At 68.3% G+C, this 25606-nt stretch carries 20 protein-coding genes; 10 read left to right on the top strand and 10 right to left on the bottom strand.

Annotated features, from left to right (window positions below; translation table 11 throughout):
• Positions 1 to 54: 54 nt before the first annotated feature.
• Together HWX03_RS19800 and HWX03_RS19795 are read right to left on the bottom strand one after the other, a co-directional pair.
• Entirely contained in the window at positions 55 to 687 is a 633-nt protein-coding gene (locus tag HWX03_RS19800) for a LysE family translocator (protein ID WP_175872366.1), read from the bottom strand.
• A gap of 99 nt (positions 688 to 786) precedes the next feature.
• The gene (locus tag HWX03_RS19795; protein ID WP_175872365.1) at positions 787 to 1701 is read right to left on the bottom strand and encodes a LysR family transcriptional regulator; all 915 of its coding nucleotides are present in this window, start codon (positions 1699 to 1701) and stop codon (positions 787 to 789) included.
• A gap of 621 nt (positions 1702 to 2322) precedes the next feature.
• Here HWX03_RS19795 and HWX03_RS19790 point away from each other — a divergent pair.
• Both HWX03_RS19790 and HWX03_RS19785 read left to right on the top strand, forming a co-directional pair.
• Positions 2323 to 2580: a hypothetical protein gene (locus tag HWX03_RS19790; RefSeq protein WP_175823912.1), complete on the top strand. Its 258-nt coding sequence runs from the start codon at positions 2323 to 2325 to the stop codon at positions 2578 to 2580.
• A 291-nt stretch (positions 2581 to 2871) separates the two neighbouring features.
• The gene (locus HWX03_RS19785) at positions 2872 to 3171 is read left to right on the top strand and encodes a DUF4148 domain-containing protein (RefSeq protein ID WP_175823913.1); all 300 of its coding nucleotides are present in this window, start codon (positions 2872 to 2874) and stop codon (positions 3169 to 3171) included.
• A gap of 84 nt (positions 3172 to 3255) precedes the next feature.
• On the opposite strand, the gene HWX03_RS19780 is transcribed toward HWX03_RS19785, so the two are convergent.
• From HWX03_RS19780 to HWX03_RS19770, 3 genes are all read right to left on the bottom strand, one after another.
• Positions 3256 to 5028: a GGDEF domain-containing protein gene (locus HWX03_RS19780; protein WP_175872364.1), complete on the bottom strand. Its 1773-nt coding sequence runs from the start codon at positions 5026 to 5028 to the stop codon at positions 3256 to 3258.
• Entirely contained in the window at positions 5025 to 6155 is a 1131-nt protein-coding gene (locus tag HWX03_RS19775) for an extracellular solute-binding protein (protein WP_175872363.1), read from the bottom strand. The genes HWX03_RS19780 and HWX03_RS19775 overlap by 4 nt, the downstream gene beginning before the upstream one ends.
• A 163-nt stretch (positions 6156 to 6318) precedes the next feature.
• Positions 6319 to 7041 (bottom strand): FadR/GntR family transcriptional regulator, encoded by a 723-nt coding sequence (locus HWX03_RS19770; protein WP_175872362.1) that lies wholly within the window; start codon positions 7039 to 7041, stop codon positions 6319 to 6321.
• Between the two features lie 267 nt (positions 7042 to 7308).
• Here HWX03_RS19770 and uxuA point away from each other — a divergent pair, with 267 nt between their 5' ends.
• The 6 genes from uxuA (at position 7309) to HWX03_RS19740 (ending at position 14228) form a co-directional block, all read left to right on the top strand.
• Positions 7309 to 8370 (top strand): mannonate dehydratase, encoded by a 1062-nt coding sequence (gene uxuA / locus HWX03_RS19765; protein WP_175872361.1) that lies wholly within the window; start codon positions 7309 to 7311, stop codon positions 8368 to 8370.
• Between the two features lie 71 nt (positions 8371 to 8441).
• The gene (locus HWX03_RS19760; protein WP_175872360.1) at positions 8442 to 9752 is read left to right on the top strand and encodes an MFS transporter; all 1311 of its coding nucleotides are present in this window, start codon (positions 8442 to 8444) and stop codon (positions 9750 to 9752) included.
• 129 nt (positions 9753 to 9881) lie between these two features.
• Positions 9882 to 11327 (top strand): PLP-dependent aminotransferase family protein, encoded by a 1446-nt coding sequence (locus HWX03_RS19755; protein ID WP_175872359.1) that lies wholly within the window; start codon positions 9882 to 9884, stop codon positions 11325 to 11327.
• Positions 11328 to 11424: 97 nt separating this feature from the next.
• Positions 11425 to 11814 (top strand): hypothetical protein, encoded by a 390-nt coding sequence (locus tag HWX03_RS19750; RefSeq protein WP_175872358.1) that lies wholly within the window; start codon positions 11425 to 11427, stop codon positions 11812 to 11814.
• 195 nt (positions 11815 to 12009) lie between these two features.
• Positions 12010 to 13794, top strand: a complete 1785-nt coding sequence (locus HWX03_RS19745) for a nitrite/sulfite reductase (RefSeq protein ID WP_175872357.1) — start codon at positions 12010 to 12012, stop codon at positions 13792 to 13794.
• Positions 13791 to 14228 (top strand): DUF934 domain-containing protein, encoded by a 438-nt coding sequence (locus HWX03_RS19740; RefSeq protein WP_175872356.1) that lies wholly within the window; start codon positions 13791 to 13793, stop codon positions 14226 to 14228. The genes HWX03_RS19745 and HWX03_RS19740 overlap by 4 nt, the downstream gene beginning before the upstream one ends.
• 82 nt (positions 14229 to 14310) lie before the next feature.
• Here the strand turns inward: HWX03_RS19740 and HWX03_RS19735 are convergent, their stop codons facing one another.
• The 4 genes from HWX03_RS19735 to HWX03_RS19720 form a co-directional block, all read right to left on the bottom strand.
• Positions 14311 to 15591 carry a virulence factor family protein gene (locus HWX03_RS19735; RefSeq protein ID WP_175872355.1) on the bottom strand — a complete coding sequence of 427 codons (1281 nt, stop codon included), beginning with the start codon at positions 15589 to 15591 and terminating at the stop codon, positions 14311 to 14313.
• A complete protein-coding gene (mprF, locus tag HWX03_RS19730) occupies positions 15588 to 18182 on the bottom strand; it encodes a bifunctional lysylphosphatidylglycerol flippase/synthetase MprF (protein WP_175872354.1) in 2595 nt (864 codons plus the stop codon). The genes HWX03_RS19735 and mprF overlap by 4 nt, the downstream gene beginning before the upstream one ends.
• Before the next feature lie 422 nt (positions 18183 to 18604).
• Positions 18605 to 19039 (bottom strand): hypothetical protein, encoded by a 435-nt coding sequence (locus HWX03_RS19725; RefSeq protein ID WP_175872353.1) that lies wholly within the window; start codon positions 19037 to 19039, stop codon positions 18605 to 18607.
• Positions 19040 to 19120: 81 nt separating this feature from the next.
• Positions 19121 to 20035 (bottom strand): LysR family transcriptional regulator, encoded by a 915-nt coding sequence (locus tag HWX03_RS19720; protein ID WP_175872352.1) that lies wholly within the window; start codon positions 20033 to 20035, stop codon positions 19121 to 19123.
• A gap of 106 nt (positions 20036 to 20141) precedes the next feature.
• Here HWX03_RS19720 and HWX03_RS19715 point away from each other — a divergent pair, with 106 nt between their 5' ends.
• Positions 20142 to 20579 carry a heme-binding protein gene (locus HWX03_RS19715; RefSeq protein ID WP_175872351.1) on the top strand — a complete coding sequence of 146 codons (438 nt, stop codon included), beginning with the start codon at positions 20142 to 20144 and terminating at the stop codon, positions 20577 to 20579.
• A gap of 4 nt (positions 20580 to 20583) precedes the next feature.
• Positions 20584 to 21360, top strand: a complete 777-nt coding sequence (locus tag HWX03_RS19710) for an SDR family oxidoreductase (protein WP_175872350.1) — start codon at positions 20584 to 20586, stop codon at positions 21358 to 21360.
• A 42-nt stretch (positions 21361 to 21402) separates the two neighbouring features.
• On the opposite strand, the gene HWX03_RS19705 is transcribed toward HWX03_RS19710, so the two are convergent.
• A complete protein-coding gene (locus HWX03_RS19705; RefSeq protein WP_175872349.1) occupies positions 21403 to 25590 on the bottom strand; it encodes a bifunctional nitrate reductase/sulfite reductase flavoprotein subunit alpha in 4188 nt (1395 codons plus the stop codon).
• Between the last annotated feature and the right edge of the window lie 16 nt (positions 25591 to 25606).

The raw sequence follows: 25606 nt of genomic DNA, 5'->3' as shown, positions 1-25606 counted from the left end.
TCGACGGAAGGCCGGATCGCGGCCGGCCACGCCGCGAACCGCGACCACCGCGCGCTAACTTTTCGACTCCAGCGCGATCCGCACGGCCAGCCCGGCCAGCACCGTCCCCATCAACCAGCGCTGAACCGCCGCCCAGAACGGCCGCCCCGCGAGAAAGCCCGCGATCGAACCGGCCGCACAGGCAATCAGCGCATTGACGCTGACGCTCACCGCGATCTGCACGCAGCCGAGCGCCAGCGATTGCGCGAGCACGCTGCCGTGCCCCGGCACGATGAACTGCGGCAGCAACGACAGATACATCACCGCGATCTTCGGGTTCGCGAGGTTCGTGACGAAGCCCATCGCGAACAGCCTGACGCGGCTATCGTGCGGCAACTGCCGGACCTGGAACGCGGAGCGCCCGCCCGGCTTCAGCGCCTGCCACGCCAGGTACGCCAGATACAGCGCGCCGGCCAAGCGCAGCGCATCGTACGCATACGGCACGGTCATCACCAGCGCGGTGATGCCGACTGCCGCGCACACCATGTAGAACACGAACCCCAGCGCGACACCGCCGAGCGATACCAGCCCGGCGCGGCGGCCCTGGCAGATCGAGCGCGAAACCAGATAGATCATGTTCGGTCCGGGCGTCAGCACCATGCCGAGCGACACGAGTCCGAACGCAAACAGGGTGGGCAAGGTGGGCACGGCACGCTCCTTCAGGGCAACGATCACGAGGTCCGAACAATGTAGTGCATCCCGGCGCTCATAGGCATGAATAAACTGCAAGTCGCCCATGAGCGCCGTTCATCGTGCGCGCCGCTCGCTACCTGCCCTTTTTCGCGCGCGTCCGGACGCCTTTTCCGCCTTCGCACGCTGCGCGTCGACGAGCCGCACGAAGGCGTCGGTGACCGCATTGCCTGCGGTGTTCCACGCCAATCGCACGGAGCGATGCAGCCGCGGCGACAATTCCAGCACGCGGCCGCCGAACGGCGTGTACGTGAGCGTGATGCGCGGCACGATCGATACGCCCATGCCGGCCTCCGCCATCGACAGGATCGTGCGCATCTCGACCACGTTGAATGCGGCCCGAAGCGGCGCCCCGCCGCGCGCGAAGTAGTCCGCGATCACCGGCCCGCATCCCGCCTTCGAGAAAATGAACGGCGCCGCGGCCAACTGCCTGGCCGACACGCTCTTGCGGCCGGCGAACATGTCGTCGGCCGCCACCGCGACGAAATCCTCGTCGAGCAGCGGCAGGTTGTGCGCGAACGTCTTCGTGCCGGCCACCACGCCGACGTCGGCCGTCCCGTCGTCGATCCACCCTTCGACTTCGCTGTCCGTGCCTTCGAGCAGCACCGCCGATACGCCCGGGTGCATCTCCTTCAATGCCTCGAGCGCGGGAACGACGAACGCCAGCGACACGCTCGGCAGCGACGCGACCACCAGCTTCCCTTCGAGCTTGCCGCGCGACAGGCTGAACTGCTGGCGCAGCATCTGCGCTTCCCGCACCACGCTCTGGACATACGGCCACAGGCGCTCGCCGGCCGCCGTCAGGACGACCGGCTGCCGGTCGCGCCAGAGCAGCTTGACCTGCGTGATGTCCTCCAGCTCCGTCAGCGCGTGGCTGATCGCGGATTGACTGCGGCTGAGCCGGTCTGCCGCGGCCGTCAGCGAGCCGAGTTCGACCACGGCAGCCAGGGCCTGCAACTGGGCAAGCGTCATCGGGTTTCCTTGTTCGGGGTATGTATGCCGCGCAAGAAGCGACTCATCTTCTTGAATTATATTGAACCGACGCGACGGTCATGCAGCCGACCTGCGTACCTCGTCACGTGCGCGCCGAATGCCCCGCGCAACGCTCAGGTACGCTGCACGATCGAACCGCCGGCATGCTGCATGCGGCCGATCACGCATGCGTTCTGAAAGCTGCAACGCGTAGTATTCGCAGACCCGGCGTATCGCCCCGACCGACAGCACGGACGATACGCGACCGGCTTTGCTGTACGTACGCCGATGTCGACGTCAGCGTTGCCATGTTTTCAGAGGCACGAAATGGAAACCTATGTGTTGCTGGGCTGCGGCCTGGGCCTTGGCCTGTTGATCGCGATCTGGGGTATCTGGTCGCTCCGATGACGCGCGCCGGCCCCGTCCGCGCGCAAGGCATCCGTATGGAGAAGGACGGGAAACTGTAGTGTCGGTGAACGGCTCCGGTTGACTTGATTCGCAGTCCGATTCAGTCGGCCATCGCCTGTACCCCGAGCCGTCGGTCGCCTCTGCCGCCCGGCGCCTTTAATACGTCCGACACCACGCCCTGCTCAATTCCCGAAGACGCGTTAGACTATTCGGATGGAACAATGCCGTTATTGCCCGAGAATCCGCGATGAATGGGATTGCCACGGCGACGAATGCCGCCAGGCAATCGCCAAGGCGCTGCGCCGGCAGCGCGCGGGCCTGCCGATGGTCCCCGATCGCATCCGCAACGAGCTGCCGTCCGGCGCGCCGACCCAGCAGGTGATCGCCGTCCTGTCGCGCCAGCGCCTGCGCGCGCGTCGCGGCAACGAGGAACGCCGCGAGCGCAAGGAAATCGACGACGACGGGGTCTGATCCGGCTCCCCGGCAGCCCCAAGTTTCGCCGCGCGCGATCTTCATCCGCCCGTTGCCGCCAGGCGCGTGCCCGTGCGCGACATCCCGCCCCCACTCACTCTCCCGCCATTGCCTGCAATCCCCGCAATACAGCATGGGGGCAGAACAGGTTTGTCTCGAAATTATTACCTCCAGCGCAACGATCTTTCACTCAAAGTCACGTTTACCCTAGGTGAACCGGCGCCTACGATGTAATCAACCGCAGACGACATGGTGTCGAACGCGGAAAGCCAATAAACATCGGAGGTCATCATGAAATCGCTCGTTTCCGCAGTCGTCGCCGCCGTCGCCCTGTCCGCCTCGTTCGGCGCATTCGCGCAAAGCACCGTGACCCGCGCCCAGGTGCGCAACGAACTGGTCCAGCTCGAGAACGTCGGCTACAAGCCCAGCCAGGCGAGCCCGCACTACCCGGCCGACATCGAGGCCGCGCAAGCCCGCGTGCACGGCATGGACAACAGCGGCCTCGGCTCGCAGCCGGCCGCGACCGTCGAAGGCGGCGCACCGGTCGTTCGCGCACAGACCCCGCGCGACTCGGTCTACTTCGGCCACTAAGCCGTTCGCTGCGCACGCCGCACGCGCAGCCCGCCTATCCGACGAGCCCGTCCCGCGACGGGCTCGTCGCGTTCCGGCCGGCCGTCAGCGGTTGCCGCCCGACGCGATGCGGCCAGTCTCGTCAGGCACGCCGCCGCGGACCAGGTCCTGATAGCGCACGCACACGCACTGCGCGGACGCCTTCGCCGCGTACATCGCCGCGTCGGCCTTGACGAGCAATTCCTCGGCCGACGCGCCATCCGCCGGAAACTCGCTGACGCCGATGCTCGCGCCGACGGCCATGCGCCCTTCGTCGAACTCCAGTTCCTCGGCCATCACGATCTGGATGCGCGACGCGACATCGCCGATCACCGCCGGTGAACGCACGTCCGAAATCAGCACGATGAATTCGTCACCGCCGAGCCGCGCCACCATGTCGCCGCTGCGCAGCACCTGGCTCAACCGCTTCGCGACCGCGACGAGCGTGCGGTCGCCGGCCGAGTGCCCGTGCTGGTCGTTGATCTGCTTGAAGCGGTCGAGATCGACGAACATCACCGCCAGCCCCTCGCGCACCGCGGCCGCATGCCGGATCGCGGCATCGAGATGTTCCATGAACAGCAGGCGGTTCGGCAGGCCGGTCAGCGGGTCGTGACCAGCGAGGTGCGTCAGCTCCAGTTGCTTCGCGCGCAGCATTGCCATCTGCGTGCGAATCTCGACGCGCATGCTGTCGAAACAGCGCGCGAGCACGCCGATCTCGTCGGCCCGCGCGACGGGCAGCCGTTCGGCGGCCGGATCGTCGAACACGTGCGTCGCGGCGCGCGCGAGCGTCTGCAGCGGCCGCGTGATCGCACGCGCGAACAGGATCGCGAGAATCGCCGCCAGCACGCTCGATACGAACACCATCCTGACGATCCGTTCACCCAGCATGCCGGCCGGCGCAAGCACGTCCGCCAGCGGGCGGGCCATCCCGAGCACGACGAAGCGGTTGCCCTCGTCGTGCCCGAACGGCGTGCGCACGAACGCGAACATCTGTCCCGGCGCCTCGTCGGGCTGCTCGAGGCCATTGAGCGTCACGTTCGTGCGCCCGCTGTCGAACAGCGCGCGCGTGGCGGCAAAGCGGTCCTGCATCAGCACACGCCGGCCGCGATCGAAGCCGAACGTCTGCTCCGGATCGGGATGCACGAGAAAATCGCCCCACTCGTTCGCGAGATAGACCGCATAGTCGTCCGGCAGATCGCGTTCGAGCCGGTCGAACACCCGAGAGAGTTCAACGTCGACGACGAGCGCGCCGACCGTCTGGCCTGATGCGTCGACCACCGGCGTCCCCACGCGCAGGATCGGCAGCCCTTGCGCCGCATGCGCTCCCGTCTCGTGATTGATCGCGATCGGCGACAGGTAGATATGGCCGGGCGCCGTCGCGAGCGTATCGAATACGTAGGAGAACTGCCCTTTCTCCTGAAACGCGCTTTCGGGCAGCACGACGATGCCGCGCGCATCGCGATCGAGGCGAATGCGTTCGATCCCGAAATGCCCGCTCGCGATCAGGCGGATCTGCAGGTATTCCGCGTGATTTCTCATGAAGCTGTAAAACACCTGCTCGAGCCGCATGCGTCGTGTGTTGTCCGGATGGTCGGCGCCCGCGACGGACGCGGACGACGGCAACTGCGCGAGCACGAGCGCATCGTCGGCAACGTCGGCGAGCGCGGTCGTGAAGCGCTGCCCGAGCAGTTGCGTCGACATCAGCAGACTGTGCTGCGCTTCCTGCACGAGCATCGCGCGGTTGGCGCGATACGCGTAGTAGCCGGTCGTGCCGGACGCGATCACGCCGATGCACGCGAACAGCACCGACAGCTTCGACGTGAGCCCAAGCCGGATCATTTTCCGAACTGCTCCGGCCGATCGCCCGACACGATGCGGCTCCACAGCGACTCGCGGCGCGCGATGTCCTCCACGGGCCGAAGCCACACGAGATGCTGGTGACCGGTATCCAGGCCGCGCGGCCGCTCGAGCGTGTTCGCGAGCCCCTGACGCTCGGTCAGCAGCGCGCCGATCGCCGGTTCGAGCATGTAGTTGATCCATGCAAACGCAAGCTCGGGACGGAGCGCGCCGCGCGTGACGGCCCAGCAATCGAGCCACGCGAGCGCGCCTTCGTCCGGGATCACGTAGCCGACGTCCGCGCCGGCGCGACGCAACTGCTCGACCTGCTGCGTGCCGTAGTTGCCGAACATCAGCGCCGCGCGATGCTGGACGAACAGCGCGGTCGCTTCTTCAGGAAGCGTGTAGTACGTCAGCAGGTTGCGGCGCAGGTCGATCAGCTTGCGGGCCACGGCAAGCGTCTGCGCGGGCGACAGGCGGAACGGATCGGGATAGCCGAGCGCCAGCGCCGTGAACGAGAAATTGTGCTGCGCGCTGTTGAAGTCGAGCACCTTGCCTCGATAGCGCGGATTCCACAACTCGCGCATCGAGCGCGGCGCGGCCGGCACCTGCTTGCGGTCGTAGATCAGCCCCATCGACGAATACGTGAACGGGATCGCGTAGGACGCGCCGTCCTGCACGAGGCCGCCGATCGTCGCGAGCTGCTGGAAATTCGGTAATTGCCGCCGCCGGCTCGGGATGCGCGACAGGTCGATCGGCGCGAGCAGGTGTTCATGCGCATAGCGCTGGATCTCGGCCGTGTTCGCGGCCAGCACGTCGTACGGCGGCGGCGAAGCGCTGTGCATGCGCGTCCACAGCGCTTCGTCGGAATCGACCAGCGTCACCTCGACGCGCACATGAAACTGCGCCTCGAATGCGCTGACGATATCGCTGTCCGCGTAACCGGGCCAGGCCAGCACGCGCAGCACGTTGTCGTTGATGGTTTCGGGAGAGACGGCGAAGGCCGGCAGAGCGGGCGCAAGCAAGCCCAGCGTCAATACGACAAGCAGCGTGCGCACGGCGCCGCGGGCGCACGTACGTACGCCGATTCCCCTGATCAATCGGACCCCGTGTGAATCGCCCGGCTGCATTCGACTGTCCTTTTTCGAGTCGATGCGATATCCCGCAACGAGACCATAAAACGCAGGGTCACGCAATTGGCACAAGCCGCACATCGCGCATGTTCACCGCCTCACGGCTGAATGCGACGCAATTAAATGGGGCCGCGAATACGCCAATACGCGAATCCGACCGTCAGCGCCAGGCCTGCGTGAATTCAGCGATCACGCGCGACAGGTGGGCACGCATCGCGTCGCGCGCACCGCCTGCGTCGCGCGCCATGATCGCCGTGAAGATCCGCTGGTGATCTTCCTGCGACGCCTCGCGCAGCGCGGCCGAGTGAAAGTGCTCCTCGATCTTGTCCCACAGCGGATCGCTGCGCGCGCAGTCCCACATCGCGGTGACCATGTGCAGCAGCACCGTATTGCCGGTCGATTCCGCGATTCGCAGGTGGAACTGGCGATCGGCCGCGTCGTATGCGGCCTTGTCGTTCATCTGCTCGCGCATCGTCGTCAGCGAGAAAAACAGGCGGTCGAGATCGGCATCCTTGCGTTCGGTCGCCGCGAGCGCCGCGACTTCCGCCTCGATCAGCCCGCGCGCGCGCAGCGTCTCGATCGGCCCCGGCCCGCGCGGCACGTCGAACGTCACCGGCCGCGCGGCATCGGCCGCCGACACGTAGATGCCCGAGCCGATCCGCACCTCGACGATCCCCTGCACCTCGAGCGCGATGATTGCCTCGCGCACCTGCGTGCGGCTCACGCCGAACTGGTCGGCCAAGCTGCGCTCCGACGGCAGCCGTGCGCCGGCCTCGAACGCGCCGGCGGCCACCATCGCGTGAATCTGCCGCGCAAGGCCGATATAGGAGCGGTCCGCGGCATCGGTGTCGCGGCTGGCGGGCAGGCTGGAAAAATCGGTCATCGAAAGGCTCGCAACAGGCTGGCCGGCGCCGCTGCGGCGCCGGATCGTCAAAATGGTACACCAATTTGGTTCGCAGCCGGTTCGGCCTGCCGGCCCGCCTTACCGGCCGTTTCCTCGGATATCACGTTGACCGTCGTCCAGCCGGACAACTGGTAAACCACTATCCCGCGCAACTGGCATACCAATCATAATTCGCACACCGACGACGGGCCGGCACGCCGCCGCCCGATCGTCCGACGCATGAACCGCCAGCCAGGAGCCGCTCCAGTGAAGATGTCTTTCCGTTGGTACGGCGAGTCCGATCCGGTCTCGCTGCAATACATCCGCCAGATTCCCGGCGTCACGCACATCGTGTCCGCGATCTACGACGAACCGGTGGGCGAAGTCTGGCCCGTGCACAAGATCGACGCGCTGAAGGCGACGATCGAACGCGCCGGCCTGCAGTTCGACGTCGTCGAATCAGTGCCCGTGCACGAGGACATCAAGCTCGGCAAGCCGGGCCGCGACCGCCTGATCGACCACTACCGGCAGACGATCCGCCATCTCGGCGCGGCCGGCATCCGCGTCGTCTGCTACAACTTCATGCCCGTGTTCGATTGGACGCGCACCGAGCTGTCGAAGACGCTCGACGACGGCTCGACCTGCCTCGCGTTCACCACCGACGCGGTCGACCGGATCGATCCGAACGACGGCATCGCGCTGCCCGGCTGGGATTCGAGCTACCGGCCCGAACAGTTGCAGGCGCTGCTCGCCGATTACCGCGACGTCGACGAAAACGCGCTGTGGGCCAACCTCGAATACTTCCTGAAGGCGATCATTCCGGTCGCCGAGGAAGCCGGCGTGAAGATGGCGATCCATCCCGACGATCCGCCGCGCCCGATCTTCGGGCTGCCGCGCATCGTGAAGAACCGCGACGATCTCGCACGGATCGTGCGCATCGTCGACTCGCCCGCGAACGGGCTGACGCTGTGCTCGGGCTCGCTCGGCGCAGGCCCCGAGAACGATGTCGAAGCGCTCGTGCGCGAGTTCGGCGCGATGGGCCGCATTCATTTCGCGCACATCCGCAACGTGAAGGTCGACGCGAACGGCGATTTCGAGGAAACCGCGCACCTGTCAAGCTGCGGCTCGCTCGACATCGCCGCGATCGTGAAGGCGTACCACGACACCGGCTTCACCGGCTACGTGCGTCCCGACCACGGCCGGATGATCTGGGGCGAGACGGGCAAGCCCGGCTATGGCCTCTACGACCGCGCGCTCGGCGCCGTCTACCTGAACGGCCTGTGGGAAGCGCTGGCGAAGTTCGACCACGCACCGCAAGCGTCGCGGTAATTCGCCCTTCGAGGCGGCCGGCGCAGCGGATCGCCGGTCGCCCGCCACGACATTCCGCGCGGAGACACCCCATGCCACGCATCCGATGGGCCATGATCCTGATGTGCTTCCTGGCCAACGTCATCAACTTCATCGATCGCGCGAACCTCGCGATCGCGGCGCCCAGCATCCGTGCCGACCTCGGCCTCGACGCGGTCGGCATGGGGCTCGTGCTGAGCGCGTTCTTCTGGACCTATGCGTTCCTCCAATTACCGGCCGGCTGGTTCATCGACAAGGTCGGCGTGCGCGTGAGCCTCGCGCTGGCCGTCGGCTGGTGGTCGGTGTTCACCGTCGCGACGGGCGCCGCGCGCGGCCTCGCGCAACTCGTCGGCGTGCGGTTGATGCTCGGCGTCGGCGAAGCGGCCGCGATCCCGTCGTTCGCGAAGGTCGCGTTCAACTGGTTTCCGCGCAGCGAGCGCGGCGTGGCCAGCAGCATCTTCGACAGCGGCTCGCGCGTCGGCTCCGCGCTGTCGCTGCCGCTCGTCGCGTGGCTGATCTCGATCGTCGGCTGGCGCGGGTCGTTCGTGATCACGGGCGGCATCGGCATCGTGTGGGCACTGGCGTGGTGGTTCGTCTATCGCGACCCGGAACGCTATCGCGCGATCGCGCCGGACGCCGTCGATGCGCTGCTCGCGCAACGCGGCGCCTCGACGGTTGCGGCCGCAACCGACGGCCCGAAGGTGTCGTGGCTCGACCTGTTCCGCTACCGCACCGTGTGGGGGATGATGATCGGGCTGTTCTGCCTGAACTTCGCGATCTACTTCTTCATCACGTGGTTCCCGAGCTACCTGTTGCAGTCGCGCGGCTTCTCGCTCGCGTCGCTCGGCACGTGGGGCATGCTGCCCGCGCTGCTCGCGATTCCCGGCGGCTGGCTCGGCGGCTACGTGTCCGACAGCCTGTTCCGCCGCGGCTGGAGCGCCACCGCCGCGCGCAAGACCTGCCTCGTGCTCGGCATGCTGCTGTCGTCGTCGATCGCGCTGTCCGCGTTCGTCGAAAACGTGTGGGCCTGCCTCGGCCTGTTCGCGCTCGCGTATGCCAGCCTGTCGTTCGCCGGCGCCAACGTGTGGACGCTCGTCGGCGAAGTCGCGCCGACGCCCGCGCACGTCGCATCGCTCGGCGGCATCCAGAACTTCGCGGGCAATCTCGCGGGCATCTTCATCACGACCTTCACCGGCGTGATGCTGTCGATCACGAAAGGCTCGTTCGTGGTGCCGCTCGCGGTGGCCGGCGCGCTGTGCGTGGTCGGTGCGCTGTCGTACCTGTTCATCGTCGGCAAGGTCGAGCCGTTGCCGCCGCTGCCGCGCGGCAGCAGCGGGCGGAATGTCGAGCCGAACGCGGCCTGACGCAGCGGGACGGCGCGGCCGACACACCCGCGCTTTCCTTTTCGGGCCGCGCATCGGACAATGAGCCGCGCCCGCCGGCGCGGCGCCGCTGCGGCGCGCGTGCGGCGGCGAAGCACCCCGCCCACGCCGATGAAACGCTACGAAACCCTCGCCCATACGATCGCCGACGACATCCGCAACGGCAACCTCGCCGTCGGCACGCGCCTGCCGTCGCTGCGGCAGATCATCGCGCAACATGGCGTGAGCCAGTCGACGGTGTTTCGCGCGTATTACCTGCTCGAACAGTGGGGGCTGATCCGCGCGCGCGAACGCTCGGGCTACTACGTCGCGCCGGGCGCGCAGCCGGCCACGAGCCCGGCCACGAGCCCGGCGACGAAACGCCGTACGAGCCGCGCCGGCGCCACGCGCAAGGTCGACATCAGCAGCCTCGTGTTCTCCGTCCTCGATGCGGCCACGCAGCCCGGCATCGTGCCGCTCGGGTCCGCGTTCCCCGCGCCGCAGCTGTTTCCGCTGCCGCGTCTCGCGAAGTCGCTCGCGCAGGCCACGCGGCTCGTGAGCCCGTGGAGCACGGTCGTCGACCTGCCGCCCGGCAACGAGGCGCTGCGCCAGCAGATCGTGCGGCGCTATCTCGCCACCGGCATCTCGCAGCCGATCGACGAAATCGTCGTCACGAACGGCGCACTCGAAGCGCTGAACCTGTGCCTGATGGCGGTGACGCGGCCCGGCGACGTCGTTGCCGTCGAAGCGCCGGGCTTCTATGCGGCGCTGCAGGCGATCGAGCGGCTCGACCTGCGCGCGGTCGAGATTCCCGTCGATCCGCGCACCGGCCTCGATCTCGCCGCGCTCGCGAACGCACTCGACCGGCACGACATCCGCGCGTGCTGGTTCATGACCAATTTCCAGAACCCGACCGGCGTCACGCTGAGCGCCGAAAAAAAGCGCGCGCTCGTCGAACTGCTCGCGGCGCGCGACGTGCCGCTGATCGAGGACGACGTCTACGGCGAACTGCATTTCGGCCCGGACTATCCGCTGCCCGCACGCGCGTTCGACCGTCATGGCCTCGTGATGCACTGCAGTTCGTTCTCCAAAACGCTCGCGCCCGGCTACCGGATCGGCTGGGCCGCCGCCGGCCGGTTCGCGGAGAAGGTACAGCGGCTCAAGCTGATGACGACGCTGTCGGCCAGCATCCCCGCGCAGGCCGGCATCGCGAACTATCTCGAGCACGGCGGCTACGACCGGCACCTGCGCAAGCTGCGCGGCGCGCTGCACGCGCAGCTCGACCGGATGGACGACGCGCTGCGGCGCTGGCTGCCGGCCGGTGTCGAATGGGTGCGGCCCGAAGGCGGGTACTTCCTGTGGCTCGCGTTTCCCGACGCGATCGACGCGATGGAACTGCATCGCCAGGCGATCGCGCGCGGCATCAGCTTCGCGCCGGGCCCGCTGTTTTCTGCCGCGCACGGCTTCGAGCGCTGCGTGCGCGTGAACTTCGGCCATCCATGGAGCCGCGACATCGAACGCGCGATCCGCGTGCTCGGCGAACTGGTCGCGCAGCCGTCGGTCCGCAAGGCAGGCTGATCGCGCAACGTGCGCGCCGCGCTGGCTGCGTCACGGCCATGCAGCCGATCGGCTCGCGGGTTACATTGCAGCTCCTGCCGCCCTTTCACGATTACCCATGAGCCCACTGCCTTACCTCGATCACGACGCGCTGCTGAAACTGACGGCCGACGCGGCGCACGTCACGCAGCCATGCACGTGCACGAAGACCTCGCTCGCCGGCTGGACGACCCTGCCGCTGTCGCTGCCGGACACGCAACTGATCGAAGTGGCCACGCTCGCGCCGCCGGGCGAGGCCGAGCCGACCTATGCGGAATATCATCCGGCCAGCACGCGCTATGCGTCGGACGACGCGCCGATCGCGCTGCGCCATTTCCCGTACAACCGCTGCACCGTCAGCCGCTGCCGTGCGTGCGGCCGCCTGTTCCTGCGCTACCAGGAAGGCGGCGGCTACTTCATCGACCAGCGCATCCGCGCGCTCGATCCGGCGCTCGTCGTCGACGCATGACCGCGCCCACGGGCATGCACGCATGCCCGGCCCGCGCCGGCGCCCCGCCGGCCATCTGCTGCGCCTTTTTCGTCCCGATCTGCTGCTTGTCCCGCCGCACCGCGTTCCCTACGCTGTCTTCCGTTGCCTGACATCCGTCGCAACGCCCTTCCGCGCCGCGCGCCATTCGCCGCGGCGCCTCTCGCGTATCACGTCATGTATCGATATACCGATTTCGACCGGGCGCTCGTGCACAGCCGCGCCGCCCAGTTCCGCGACCAGCTCGAACGCTGGCAGCAAGGCACCCTCGGCGAGGACGCGTTCCGGCCGCTGCGCCTGCAGAACGGCTGGTACGTGCAACGCCACGCGCCGATGCTGCGCGTCGCGGTGCCGTACGGCGAGCTGTCGAGTGCGCAGCTTCGCGTGCTCGCGCGGATCGCGCGCGACTACGACGTACCCGACGACGACGCCTACCGCGCCGCGTGCGACGCGCAGGCCTTGCTCGGCACGTTGCGCCTGCCGACCCGCAGCGCGCACTTCACGACGCGCACCAACGTGCAGTTCAACTGGATTCCGCTTGCGAAGGCGGCCGACGTGATGGACCTGCTCGCGACCGTCGACATGCACGGCATCCAGACGAGCGGCAACTGCATCCGCAACATTTCGTGCGACGAACGCGCGGGCGTCGCGCCGGACGAGATCGCCGATCCGCGCCCGTTCGCCGAAGTGATGCGCCAGTGGACGACGCTGCACCCCGAATTCGCGTTCCTGCCGCGCAAGTTCAAGATCGCGATCACCGGTGCGACCGAAGACCGCGCGGCGACCGACTGGCACGACGTCGGGCTGAAGCTCGTGCGCGACGACGCGGGCGCGCTCGGCTTTCGCGTGAGCGTCGGCGGCGGGATGGGCCGCACGCCGATGATCGCGACGCTGCTGCGCGCGTTCCTGCCGTGGCAGCACGTGATGAACTACATCGAGGCGATCGTCCGCGTGTACAACCGCTACGGGCGGCGCGACAACAAGTACAAGGCGCGGATCAAGATCCTCGTGAAGACCGAGGGGCAACGCTACATCGACGACGTCGAGGAAGAATTCCGCCAGATCGTCGTCCTCGACGGCGGCCCGCATACGATCCCGCAGGCCGAATTCGATCGCGTCGCCGCGTCGTTCGTCCCGCCGCGGTTGAAGCCGCGCACGCTCGACCTCGCCGACGCGAACGCGCGCGTCTCCGCGCAGGCGAGCCGTCATCCGGCGTTCGCGCGCTGGCTCGCCCGCAATGTCGCCGATCATCGCGACCCGGCGCTGCGCATCGTCACGCTGTCGTTCAAGCGCCGCCTGCAGGCGCCCGGCGACGCGTCGCCGGACCAGCTCGACGCGCTCGCCGATCTCGCCGACCGCTTCTCGGCCGGCGAGGCGCGCGTCACGCACACGCAGAACGTCGTGCTGCCGTGGGTACACGTCGACGACCTGTTCCCGCTGTGGGAAAACGCACGCGCGATCGGGCTCGCGAGCGCGAACGTCGGGCTGCTGACCGACATGATCGCGTGCCCGGGCGGCGATTTCTGCGCGCTCGCGAACGCCCGCTCGATTCCGGTCGCCGACGCGCTCGCCGAGCGTTTCGACGATCTCGACCGGCTGCACGACGTCGGCGACATCGACCTGCACATCAGCGGCTGCATCAACTCGTGCGGCCATCATCACAGCGGCCACCTCGGCATCCTCGGCGTCGACAAGGACGGCGCGGAGTGGTACCAGGTCACGCTCGGCGGGTCGGACGGCTCGACCGCGAGCGGCCCCGCGCGGCCGGGCAAGGTGATCGGCCCGTCGTTTTCGGCGGACGAAATCGTCGATGTCGTCGACGCGATCGTCAACGCGTATCTCGACGCGCGCATCGACGCGAACGGCCGCAGCGAACGATTCATCGACACGGTGCGCCGCATCGGCACGGAACCGTTCAAGGCCGCCGCGAACGCCGCGCGTCATCAGGAAGAACCCGCATGAAGCACGAGACCGCGAACGCAACCGCGCGCATCCGGCTGCTGACGCCGGCCGAGCATGCAGACGACACGCAGCAGCACGCCGCGACGACGCTGACGATCGGCAACGACGAGGAACTGCCGCCGCTCGCCGCACGCATCGCGCACGCCGAGCGCATCGACCTGCAGTTTCCGTCGTTCACCGACGGCCGCGCATACAGCCAGGCCTACCTGCTGCGCAAGCGCTACGGCTTCGCCGGCGACCTGCGCGCGACCGGCGACGTACTGGTCGACCAGTTGCTGCTGATGGAACGCACGGGGTTTTCGAGCGCGGTGCTCGGCGACGACACCGATCTCGCGGCCGCACGGCGGCAGCTCGACCGGTTTCCGGGCTTCTATCAGCGCGATGCGAGAACGACCATGCCGCCGCAGGACGCGGCAGCGCAGACAGGAAAATGAAACGGGCGGCTCGCTGGCCGCCCGTCCGATGAACCGAAAGCAAACCGGCCGGCGCCCGCCGTCACGCGGGCGCCGCCGGCGTTCAGCGCGCCGCCACCGGCTTGCCGAACGCGCCGAGGATCTTCTTCTCGAGCGCGATGTAATCGCGGCCGAAGTGGTGATCGCCCTGCGTCTTGACCACGTCGGCGCCCGTGTTCGCGAGCGCCGGGCACATCGTGTCCGTCTCTTCCGCGCCATAGAAGCACTGCACGAGCGACGGCGGCACCTTCGCGATTTCCGGCGCGACCTTCAGCGCGTTGTCGCTCGCGGGCATGCCGAGCCAGCCCGTCACGCGGATCTGGAAATCGGCCGACGGCGCGAAGCCGAGCAGCGACATCACCGCGACCTTGTCGCGCAGGTCGGCCGGCAGCCGGTTGTACGCGAACGGCATCACGTCGGCGCCGAACGAGTAGCCGACCAGCGCCACGCGGCTCGCATGCCAGCGCGCCATGTAGGTGCGCATCACGCGGGCAAGATCGCGGCTCACCTGTGCGGGCGGCTTCTCGCTCCAGAAATAACGCAGGCTGTCGATGCCGACCACCGACACGCCGTCGCGCTGCAACGCCTCGGCGATCGTCTTGTCGAGATCGCGCCAGCCGCCGTCGCCCGAGATCACGATCGCGAGCCGGCCGCTGCCGCCCTTGGCCGGCAGCTCGACGAGCGGCAGGTCCGACACGTCGAGTTCGTCGCTGCTGCTGGTGTCGCGCAGGTGCGACGAGACGAGCGACACGAGCTTCGCGGTGTCGCCCGCGGCAGCCGTTTCGACGAAACCCGGCATCGCGCGGCGCACGATCGTCGGATCGGGCTGGCACGGCTTGAAGCGCGGATCGAGCTTCGCGGCCGGACCGACCGCGACGACGCCGGCGATCGTGTTCTCCGGCGCCATCGACAGGATCTGCTTCGCGATCGCGCCGCCCTGGCCCACGCCCGCGACGATCGGCGTGAAATAGCGCGACGACTGCGCGAGACGTTCGAGCTGATGGCTGACCGCCTCGGCGTCGCCGTCGAGGTGATGGCAGGCCTCCTGCTTCGCGGCGAGATTCGCCGCGTAACGCCCGGAATCGACGCCGACCGTCATCGCACCGGCTGTCGCGAGCGCGTCGGCCGCCTGCTGATCGGCGGCATGCCAGCCGGCCTCACGCGAGAACAGCACGACGAATCCGCGCAGCGGCCCGCTCGGCTTGGTCACGGTCACGGGCCCGTAGCGACCGCCGGACACGGTTTCGGTTTTCACGGCGGCCGGCTGCGCGGCGCACGCGGCGCCGGCCAGCATCATTCCCGCGCAGGCGGCTGCCGCCCGCGCGCTTACCTTCTTCAACATCATGAACGCCGACCTCCAGCCAGCAATGACAGATCCGCAAGCGTGACGAACACGCCGACCGAGCCCGAGGCCGCGAGATAACGCGGCTCCCAGTGCGGTTCGAACTTGCTCTTGAAAGCGCGCAAGCCGCGGAAGTTGTAGAAGCGGCCGCCGAAGCGCCAGACCATCAGGCCGAGCCGGTGGAACGGCGACGGCATCTTCGCCGCACCCATCCCCGAGAACGGCGCGATGCCCAGGCTCAGCTTGCGGAACCCCGCTTCCTTCAGATGCAGCGCGAGCTGCGTAAACAGGTACTCCATCGCGTACGGCGATGCCTCCGGCAGATGGCGCATCACGCCGACCGTCGCCTCGGTGTTGAGGTCGGTCGTCATGAACGTGACGAACGCGATCGGCTTGTCGGCCTGCCGCACCAGCATCACCGACTGCGTCGCGAGATAGCCGTCGTGGAACGCGGCCACCGAGAAGCTCTTCTCGCGCGCATCGCGGCTGTCGAGCCAGCCGTCGGAGATGTCGCGCAGCGACGGCAGCGCGGCCGGCACGTCGTCCGGCGCAATCACCTCGACCGTCAGCGCATCCTTGTCGCCACGGCGCAGCGCGTAGCGCAGGTGCGACCGGTTCGAGCCCTTCAGGTCGAACCGGTCGAGCGCGATATGCGCTTCCTCGCCGAGCTTCATCAGCGTGAGCCCCGCGTCGAGATACAACGGCAACGCGTTCGCGCGCACCTGGTAGAACGCCGCGCGGCCGCTGTGCGCATGCGCGAGCGCGATGAACTTGCTGATCAGCGCCGGCCACTCTTCACGCGGCCCGACCGGGTCGTGCAGCGCGGCCCACGTGCGGCCGTTCTTCGCGTACATCAGGAACGCGCGACGCGATTCGGAAAACAGGAACGACTTGTCGCCCATCAGCGCGAGGCCCGCGTCGCTGCATTCCTGCGCGCGGATGATCTGCTCCGCGTCGACCAGGTCCTGCTCCGCGGGCTTCACGAAGCGCCCCGGCGCCGGGCGCAGCAGTTGCCACAGCGCGAACAGCGCGACGAACACGCCGGACGCGAGCGTCGCGCGCAGCGCTCGCGGCGCACGCGCATCGAACGAGAAATGCGACCACAGATCGCGCGTGTAAGGCACGTCGCGGAACGCGAAGAACAGCACCCACACGGCCAGCATCAGCACCATCGCCACCGACACGAACCAGCTCACCGTGAAGCGCTCGGCGAGCAGCGAAGAATGACGGTTGAACCGGCGACGGCTGACGAGCAGCAGCACGAGCAGCGTGCCGAGCACGCCGGCCTCGACGAACGCGAGGCCCTTGGCCAGCGACAGCGCGAGGCTCGCGAGCGTCAAGGCGAAGGTCATCCACCAGGCGCCGTCGAGCCGGCGCAGCAGCCCGCGCGCGACGAACAGCAGCGCGACGCCGAGCACGCTGCAGATCACCTGCGAGCCTTCGAGCACCCACAGCGGCACGATGTGGCGCAGGATCGCGATCCGGTGCCAGAACGCGGGCGTCGCGCTCGAGATCACCAGCATCCCGCCGACCGCGAACGTCACGAGGCTCAGGAACACCGGCGCGAGCTGCGACACGCGCACGGCCTGCCGCGTCACGAGCCGGCGCCGCAGCGCGCGGCCCTCGAAACCGGCCAGCAGGCCGGCCGACAGCACGAGCGGCACGCCGAAGTAGATCGCGCGATATGCGATCAACGCGGCGACCATCGCGTGCGCGGGCACTTCGCGACCAAGCGTGAAGACCATCGCCGCTTCGAACACGCCGATCCCGCCCGGCGTATGGCCGATCATCCCGAGCAGCAAGGCGGCCGCGTAAACGGTAATGAAGGTCGGGAAGCCGACTGGCGCTGCCGGCAGCAACACCCACAGCGTGAGGCCCGCGGCCACGACGTCGAGCACCGCGTAGACGACCTGCGCGACGAGGTCGCGCCGCGCCGGCACATCGAACGACAGCCATTTGAAGCGCGTGACGACCGGGCGCGCGGTGTTGCCGCACAGCACGACCAGCGCGGCGAGCGCGACGAGCAACGCGGCGCCCGTCCACGTGAGCACGCCGGGCGCGACGTGCAGCATCGCGGCGAGCGCCTCCGGCACGCAGACCATGCCGACCGCCGTCATCAGCACCATCGCGAGCGCCAGCGTGCCGCTCGTGAACACCGTCATCCGGCCGATCTGGGCGGGCGTGACGCCCGATACACCGTACACGCGCGCACGCACCGCGCCGCCCGTCAGCGCACCGAAGCCGGTCGCGTTACCGAGCGCGGAACCGGCAATCGCGCCGATCCACAGCGCGACGCGCGGCACCTTGGCCGCGACATAGCGCAGGCCGACCGCATCGCGGGCGACGAGCGCGAGATAGCTGAGGGCCGTCGCGGCCAGCGACGCGCCCCACTCGCCGACGGACATGTGACGCAACTGGCGGATCACCGAGCGGTAGTCGACGGATTCCGACAGATGCTGGAAAACCACGATCAGCAGCAGGCCGATGCCGAGCGCGAGCAGCGGCGACAGCACGCGCTCGTTGCGGATCAGCGCCCGGGCACGGGCGATCACCGCCTCGGCACGGCCGGGCGAACCAGAGTGGCGGGAAGACATAACGTGTTCAGTGGTGGTGCATAGGGTCGCGGCGCGGGTGCCCGGGCGGCGACGTATCTGTTGTTCTGCGTGGGCGGCCGGCCGAAGACGGGCTGGCGGCGCCTGGATCAGAACTTACGAGTATACGGAACTTATATTACAAAATCTTTCACGTCGGCTTTGTGCGGATTTGTGGTTTCTCGCGCATCAAAACGCATAAAGAAACAGGGCGTCTACGAACGCAAGGTGCGCATCATACCGGCAACGGAGGTAGTTTTTTCATCGGATGAATGACTTGTGATGCATTTCGGTGGAATTTACCGCGCCGAGCCCGCCGGGTGAGGACGAAAACGCGAGGGCGCGGCGCGGTGCGGAATGGCGGCGGGCTGATTCGCTGCGCCCCTCCGCGGCGCACCGCCGGTACGGACATACGCCACTGCGCGTTACTTCGCCCGCTCATGCTCCCCCAACCCAATCGCCTTGTAGTCGTAGGTCGGATAGAACTCCGTCCGGTACACGCCCCAGGCCGTATCCTCGAGCACGCGATTGACCTCGCGCAGCCGTGACGCCGGCAGTCGCAGCACGACGATCTGCCCGATCCCCATCGTCACCGTCCAGCTCACCACCTCGACGCCCGGCGGCGGAAACGCCTTGTAGAACCCCTGCTTCGCAAGCTGCGCATTCAGCTCCGCGAGCGGGCGCGACTCGTCGTGTTTCAGGAACACGGTCAGCAGTACCGCATTGTCGGGCGTCGCAACAGCCGAACCTGCCGGCACCGTCGACGTCTGGCCGACGGCCGGTGCGCTGCAAATCGCGGCGGCCGCCAACGTTGCGGCAATCACCAGAGTCCGAATCGGAAAATGCGGGAATACGGTCATCACGCGACTCCTTGGCTTCGTGGCTGGAGCCGCCATCATGCGCCGCCGGATCGATTGCTGCAGTGAGCCACGCCGATGCGATTACGCCGCGTCCGGGCCATCGCGCTCGCGCAGCACGTCGATGAACGCGCGCAGCTTGGCCGGCACGTGCTTGCGATTCACGTAATACAGCCACATCGGCGGCAGCGTGCGGCACGCACCGGACAGCACCTCGACGAGCGTGCCGTCGCGCAGGTCCTGCTCGATCCGCTCGCGCATGAACGCGAACGCAATGCCGACGCCCGCGCGCGCCGCATCGATCACCGCATCGGCATCGTTCGTCACGAATACGCCGTCCGGGTCGAGATCGACGTCGCGCCGCCCGTCGTGCAGCAGCCATTTGTGCAAGCGCCCGCTTTCCGTGAACCGGAATCGGATGCACGCGTGACGCTCGAGCTGCGCAATCGAAGCCGGCGCACCATACCGCGCCAGATAACCGGGCGACGCGACCAGCGCACACGTCAACGCAGGCGCAATCCGCACGCCGATCATGCCCGGCTGCAACCGGTCGGCCAGGCGGATCCCCGCATCGAAACCGTCCTTTGCGATGTCGACGAGTTCGTTCTCATAGCGAATTTCGAGCCGGACTTTGGGATAGCGCTCGCGGAACGTGGCGAGCACCGGCGCGATCACGAGCAAGCGCGCGAGCGGCAGCGCGGTCACGCGCAACAGCCCGTTCGGCTCGCTGCGCGCATCCTTCAGCTCGTCGCGCGCCTGCATGACCTGCCGGTACGCGGGCTCGGTCTGCCGCCAGTAGCGCTGGCCGGCTTCCGTGAGGCTCACACCGCGCGTGCTGCGGTTGAACAGCTTCACGTTGAGCTCGCCCTCGAGCTGCCCGATCGCCAGGCTGACGGCCGCCGGCGTCAGGCCCAGCGCGGCAGCGGCCCGCGTGAAGTTGCCGGCCGTCGCGACGGTCATGAACACGTGCAGGCCGGCCATCGGATCGCGTCTGCTCATCGTCTGTCCATCATTAAAAAAACTTGAAACTGCTTCGAGCGGAATACGGATTCTCCCATATACCGTAACTGTCTACACTGGCGCTGTCGTCCCACCGGAGCCTCGCATGAACCCGCTCACCGCCGCACTGCCGCTCGCCGTCGCCCGCCGCACGATCGACGCGGCGCTCGCCCATGCCGAATCGCTGCAGGTGGCCGGCGTCGCGATCGCCATCGTCGATGCCGGCGCGAACCTGCTGGCGTTCGTACGCACCGACGACTGTTTTCTCGGCGCGATCGATCTCGCGCAACGCAAGGCGCTGACGGCGATCCACTTCCGCACATCGACCGGCGCACTCGGCGCGATGTCAGGCGACGGTCCGCTGCGCGGCATCGAGCACAGTCACGGCGGGCTCGTCACGTTCGGCGGCGGCGAACCGCTGGTCGACGGCAACTGGCGCTGCGTCGGCGCGATCGGCGTCTCGGGCGGCAGCGTCGACGAAGACACTGCGATCGCGCAGCACTGCTGCGACCTTTTTCAGGCAACCCTTCACTCCACAAGGTAGGCATATGGCACAGAAACGCATCCTCATCACCGGCGCGGGCACCGGCTTCGGCCGCGAAGTCGCGCTGCGGCTGGCCGAACGCGGTCACGCCGTCACCGCCGGCGTACGCACGACCGCCGAGATCGACGCACTGACGGACGACGCCGCGCAGCGCGGCACCGCATTGCGCGCGGTGAAGCTCGACGTCACGTCGGCCCACGATCGCGCCCGCGCCGCCGAATTCGAGATCGACGTGCTCGTGAACAACGCGGGCGTCGGCGAAGCCGGCGCACTGGTCGACCTGCCGGTCGAGATCGTCCGCGAACTGTTCGACGTGAACGTGTTCGGGCCGCTCGAACTCACGCAGCAGATCGCGCGAGGCATGCTCGCGCGCAAGCACGGCAAGATCGTGTTCGTATCGTCGATCGCGGGCCTGATCACGGGGCCGTTCACGGGCGCGTACTGCGCATCGAAGCACGCGATCGAATCGGTGGCCGAGGCGATGCACGCGGAACTGGCGCCGCACGGCATCCGGGTCGCGGTCGTGAACCCGGGCCCGTACCGCACGGGTTTCAACGACCGGATGATGGAAACGACGCGGCGTTGGCGCGATCCGGCCGTGCATACCGTGACGCCCGAGCGGCTGACGTTCCCGCTCGAACAGCACGACCCGGAGGAAATGATCGCGAAGATGGTCGACGTGATCGACAGCGACGGCGGCGCGTTCCGCAATCTGCTGCCGAAGTCGTCGGAAGCGTTCGTGCGCGCCGAGCAGGCGCGTGCGTGGGAGCGGCAGCAGTAATCTGCAAGCGAAGCGGCGGACGGCCGTCCGCCGCTCACGCGATCAATACACGTCGCGCATGTAGCGCCGTGCCTTCGAAAGCCGCACGACGTAGTCGTTCGCGGCTTCGTCCGACATGCCGCCGTGCTTGGCAACGACCGCCTTCAGTGCCGTATCGACATCCTTGGCCATCCGCGCCGCGTCGCCGCACACGTAGAAGTGCGCGCCTTCCTCCAGCCACGCGAACAGCTCGGCGCCCTGCTCGCGCATCCGGTCCTGCACGTAAACCTTGTCGGCCTGGTCGCGCGAGAACGCGAGATCGAGCCGCGTCAGGAAGCCGCTGTCACGCATCGCGCTCAGCTCGTCGCCGTAGTAGAAGTCAGTCTGCGCGTGCTGCTCGCCGAAGAACAGCCAGTTGCGCCCGCGCGCGCCGCGCGCCTGCCGCTCGTGGAGGAAGCCGCGGAACGGCGCGACGCCGGTGCCCGGGCCGACCATCACGATCGGCACGTCGCCGTTCACCGGCGGCCGGAAATGCGCGGACTTCTGCACGAACACGGGCACGCGGCCGTCGTCCGCGCGATCGGCGAGGAACGTCGACGCGACGCCTTTGCGCGCGCGCCGGCCGTTGTGATAGCGCACGGCCGACACGGTCAGGTGAATCTCGCCCTCGTGAGCGCTCGGGCTCGACGCGATCGAATAGAGGCGCGGCTGCATGCGCTTGAGCATGCCGACCAGCTCCGCGCCCGACAGCTCGACCGGGTATTCGTGCAGCACGTCCGCCAGTTGTTGCCCCCACAACCATTGCTTGAGATCGCCCTTGCGATCGTCGCCGAGCAGCGACTTCAGCGCGCCGTTCGCGCTGCGCGACGCGATGAAGGCCAGCGTGTCCGGATGCGGGCGCGTGATGTCGAAGTGGCGCGCGAGCGCATCGCCGAGCCGGATATCGCCGACGCCCGCCACCGACACGGGCGCATCGGCTTTCAGCGCGGTGACGGACAGCAGTTCGTCGACCAGTTCCGGGCAGTTGGTCGGCCATACGCCGAGCGCGTCGCCGGTTTCGTATTCGAGGTTCGCGCCTTGGGTCGACAGCGACACATAGCGCGTATCTTTCGCGGCGCCCGGCCGGTTCAGCCGCAGGTTCGCGACGAGCTTCGACGGCGCCGGATGCGCTTTCGTCGGCAGCAGCCCCGACGGGCTCATCCCGCCGGACGGCACCGCGTGCAGCGCGGCATCGGCCTCCTTGATCCGCGCGACGACGCGCTCGAGCCACTGATCGGCATCGTGCTGGAATTCGACGTCGCAATCGACGCGTGCGCACAGACGCGCCGCGCCGAGTTCCGCGAGCCGCGCGTCGAGCCGGCGGCCGTGGCCGCAGAACTGATCGTAGTTGCGGTCGCCGAACGCGAGCACCGAGAAATGCACGCCGTCGAGGCGCGCGGCGCTATCGGCCTGCAACGCGTCCCAGAACTCGCTGCCATTGTCGGGCGCATCGCCGTCGCCGAACGTACTCGTCATCAGCAGCACGTATTGCGCAGCGGCGAGCGACGCGACCGGATAGTCGGACATGCACGCCGTGCGGATCTCGAAGCCCGCGTTCATCAGCTTCGTCGCGTAATCCTCGGTCAACGATTCGATGTTGCCGGTCTGCGATGCCCACAACAACGTGACCTTCGGGCGCGGGCGCACGATGCGCACGCCGCCGGACGCGGCGGCGTCGGCCGGCAGCGCGGGCGCCGCGCCATTCGGCGTGTGGGCAGGCAGCGAGCGGCTGAACAGGCCCGCGAGCATGCCGTCGAGCCAGAGCCGCACGGGCGGCGTCAACGGCGCGCCGGCCGGCAGCACGGGCACGCTGCCGTCGCGACGGCCGGCGCTCGCCTTCAGCCCGCTGACGAGGCCGGCCACGTACAGCCGCTCGGTGTCGGTCAGCGGCGGCGGCGCGAGATCGGCGACGCCGAGCGCAGCCGCGAAAGTGTCGATGTCTGCCATGTCGGATTCCTGTGAAGCAGCGGCCTGCGCCATCGCCGGCGCGGGCCGCGCGTCGTCGGCGCATGCATCGGGTTGCGCGGTGTCGTCGTCGACGGATGCGAACGCATCGGGTTCGACGCGCGTCAGCGCGACCGCGCAGTATTTCAGTTCGGGTTGCTGCGATTCCGGGTCGATCGCGTCGTTCGTCACCGCGTTGATGCACAGGTCGTCGCCGTACACGTCGTTCCAGTGCATCGGCGCGAAGCAGTTGCCGCGCTGCACGCGCTCGGTCACGACGGCCGGCAGCACCGCACGGCCGCGCGCCGAACGGATCTCGACGCTGACCTTCGTGGCGATGCCGAGCGCGCTCGCGTCATCCGGATGCAGTTCGACGAACGGGCGCGGGTTGAGCTTGTTCAGCATCGCGACCTTGCCCGTCTTCGTCATCGTGTGCCACTGATGCTGCAGCCGCCCGGTGTTCAGCACGATCGGGAACGTGTCGTCGGGCAGCTCGGCAGGATCGACGTGCGGCCGCGCGAAAAAGCGCGCCCTGCCCGACGGCGTCGGGAACGCGATGCGCGGGGCGTCACGGCCGTCGGCTGCGGTGCGCAGCGTCTGGCTCACGCCGTCGTTCAGGTAGCGGATCGGGTGCCGCTCGCGCGCGGCGCCCGGTGCGACCGGCCACTGCACGGGCCCGTCGCGCAGCGCCGCGTGGCTCGCGCCGCGCAGGTCGTAGCCGGTCGCCGGATTCGAGAAACGGACGATCTCGTCGAACACGTCGGCCGCCGACGCATAGTCGAACGCCTCGCCAAAGCCCATCGCGCGCGCGACTTCCGCGATGATGCGCCAGTCGGGCAGCGCGTCGCCGGGCGGCGCGACCGCCGCGGGCATCAGCGTCATGTTGCGCTCGGAGTTGATCATCACGCCGTCGCCCTCGGCCCACAGCGCGCCGGGCAGCAGGATGTCCGCGTAGCGGTTGGTCTCGGTGTCGAGGAACGCGTCCTGCGCGACCACGAGCTCCGCGGCTTGCAGCCCGGCGATCACGTTGCGCCGGTTCGGCACGGTCGCGACCGGGTTCGTGCAGACGATCCAGCATGCCTTGATGTCGCCGGCCGCCATTCGCGCGAACAGGTCGACCGTGCCCTGTCCCGTCTCCTTGCGCAGCGTGCCGGCCGGCACGCGCCACAGGTTCTCGACGAAGCGGCGGTCGTCGTCGGAGGCCACCGTGCGCTGGCCCGGCAACCCGGGCCCCATGTAGCCCATCTCGCGCCCGCCCATCGCGTTCGGCTGGCCGGTCAGCGAGAACGGCCCGCTGCCCGGGCGGCAGATCTTGCCGGTGGCGAGATGCAGGTTGCAGATCGCGTTGGTGTTCCACACGCCGTGCGTGCTCTGGTTGAGCCCCATCGTCCAGCAGCTCATCCATTCCTGCGCGTCGCCGATCCATTGCGCGGCCGTGCGAAGGTCGGCTTCGGCAAGCCCCGTGATCTCGGCGACGCGCTCGGGCGTGTAGTCGGCGAGGAACGCAGGCATCGCGTCCCAGCCTTCGGTGTAAGCGTCGACGAACGCGGCGTTGGTGCGGCCGTTCGCATGCAGCAGATGCAGCAGCCCATTCGTCAGCGCGAGATCGGTGCCGGGCCGGATCTGCAGGAACAGGTCGGCCTTGTCGGCGGTGCCGGTGCGGCGCGGATCGACGACGATCAGCTTCGCGCCGGCCTTCACGCGATCCATCATTCGCAGGAACAGGATCGGGTGACAGTCGGCCATGTTCGCGCCGATCACGAAGAACAGGTTCGCGCGATCGAAATCCTGGTACGACCCGGGCGGGCCATCCGCGCCGAGCGACTGCTTGTAGCCGGTGCCCGCGCTCGCCATGCACAGCCGCGAGTTCGACTCGATGTTGTTGGTGCCGACGAAGCCCTTCGCGAGCTTGTTGACGAGGTATTGCGCCTCGATCGACATCTGCCCCGACACGTAGAACGACAGCGCATCGGGCCCGTGCGTATCGAGCACCGCGCGCAGCCGCCGTGCGGTCTCGGCGATCGCGTCGCGGGCCGGCAGCGGCACGAGGTCGTCCTCGCGCGCGCGGCGCACGAACGCGCGGTCGAGCCGCCCCGAGCGGCGCAGCGCGACGTGCGCCGACGAACCCTTCGTGCACAGCCGCCCGAAGTTGGTCGGATGGTCGGCGTCGCCGGACACCTTGACGACTTCGCCGTCCTCGACGTGCAGCACCATCCCGCAGCCGACGCCGCAGTACGGGCACACGCTCTTGACGGGAGTGGCGGTCATGCGTGCTCCGGGGCGT

Source organism: Burkholderia sp. BCC0397 (assembly GCF_902832865.1).
In the GTDB taxonomy this organism is placed as follows: Bacteria; Pseudomonadota; Gammaproteobacteria; order Burkholderiales; family Burkholderiaceae; genus Burkholderia.
Note: the sequence above shows the minus strand (reverse complement) of the source record. Positions and strands in the feature narration are given on the sequence as shown.

What these genes read in the sequence shown, in the direction of transcription:
- HWX03_RS19795 (WP_175872365.1), bottom strand. Translation starts at nt 1,701, where the DNA reads ATGACGCTTGCCCAGTTGCAGGCCCTGGCTGCCGTGGTCGAACTCGGC.
- HWX03_RS19790 (WP_175823912.1), top strand. Translation starts at nt 2,323, where the DNA reads ATGGAACAATGCCGTTATTGCCCGAGAATCCGCGATGAATGGGATTGC.
- HWX03_RS19785 (WP_175823913.1), top strand. Translation starts at nt 2,872, where the DNA reads ATGAAATCGCTCGTTTCCGCAGTCGTCGCCGCCGTCGCCCTGTCCGCC.
- HWX03_RS19780 (WP_175872364.1), bottom strand. Translation starts at nt 5,028, where the DNA reads ATGATCCGGCTTGGGCTCACGTCGAAGCTGTCGGTGCTGTTCGCGTGC.
- HWX03_RS19775 (WP_175872363.1), bottom strand. Translation starts at nt 6,155, where the DNA reads ATGCAGCCGGGCGATTCACACGGGGTCCGATTGATCAGGGGAATCGGC.
- HWX03_RS19770 (WP_175872362.1), bottom strand. Translation starts at nt 7,041, where the DNA reads ATGACCGATTTTTCCAGCCTGCCCGCCAGCCGCGACACCGATGCCGCG.
- HWX03_RS19760 (WP_175872360.1), top strand. Translation starts at nt 8,442, where the DNA reads ATGCCACGCATCCGATGGGCCATGATCCTGATGTGCTTCCTGGCCAAC.
- HWX03_RS19755 (WP_175872359.1), top strand. Translation starts at nt 9,882, where the DNA reads ATGAAACGCTACGAAACCCTCGCCCATACGATCGCCGACGACATCCGC.
- HWX03_RS19750 (WP_175872358.1), top strand. Translation starts at nt 11,425, where the DNA reads ATGAGCCCACTGCCTTACCTCGATCACGACGCGCTGCTGAAACTGACG.
- HWX03_RS19745 (WP_175872357.1), top strand. Translation starts at nt 12,010, where the DNA reads ATGTATCGATATACCGATTTCGACCGGGCGCTCGTGCACAGCCGCGCC.
- HWX03_RS19740 (WP_175872356.1), top strand. Translation starts at nt 13,791, where the DNA reads ATGAAGCACGAGACCGCGAACGCAACCGCGCGCATCCGGCTGCTGACG.
- HWX03_RS19735 (WP_175872355.1), bottom strand. Translation starts at nt 15,591, where the DNA reads ATGATGTTGAAGAAGGTAAGCGCGCGGGCGGCAGCCGCCTGCGCGGGA.
- mprF (WP_175872354.1), bottom strand. Translation starts at nt 18,182, where the DNA reads ATGTCTTCCCGCCACTCTGGTTCGCCCGGCCGTGCCGAGGCGGTGATC.
- HWX03_RS19725 (WP_175872353.1), bottom strand. Translation starts at nt 19,039, where the DNA reads ATGACCGTATTCCCGCATTTTCCGATTCGGACTCTGGTGATTGCCGCA.
- HWX03_RS19720 (WP_175872352.1), bottom strand. Translation starts at nt 20,035, where the DNA reads ATGAGCAGACGCGATCCGATGGCCGGCCTGCACGTGTTCATGACCGTC.
- HWX03_RS19715 (WP_175872351.1), top strand. Translation starts at nt 20,142, where the DNA reads ATGAACCCGCTCACCGCCGCACTGCCGCTCGCCGTCGCCCGCCGCACG.
- HWX03_RS19710 (WP_175872350.1), top strand. Translation starts at nt 20,584, where the DNA reads ATGGCACAGAAACGCATCCTCATCACCGGCGCGGGCACCGGCTTCGGC.
- HWX03_RS19705 (WP_175872349.1), bottom strand. Translation starts at nt 25,590, where the DNA reads ATGACCGCCACTCCCGTCAAGAGCGTGTGCCCGTACTGCGGCGTCGGC.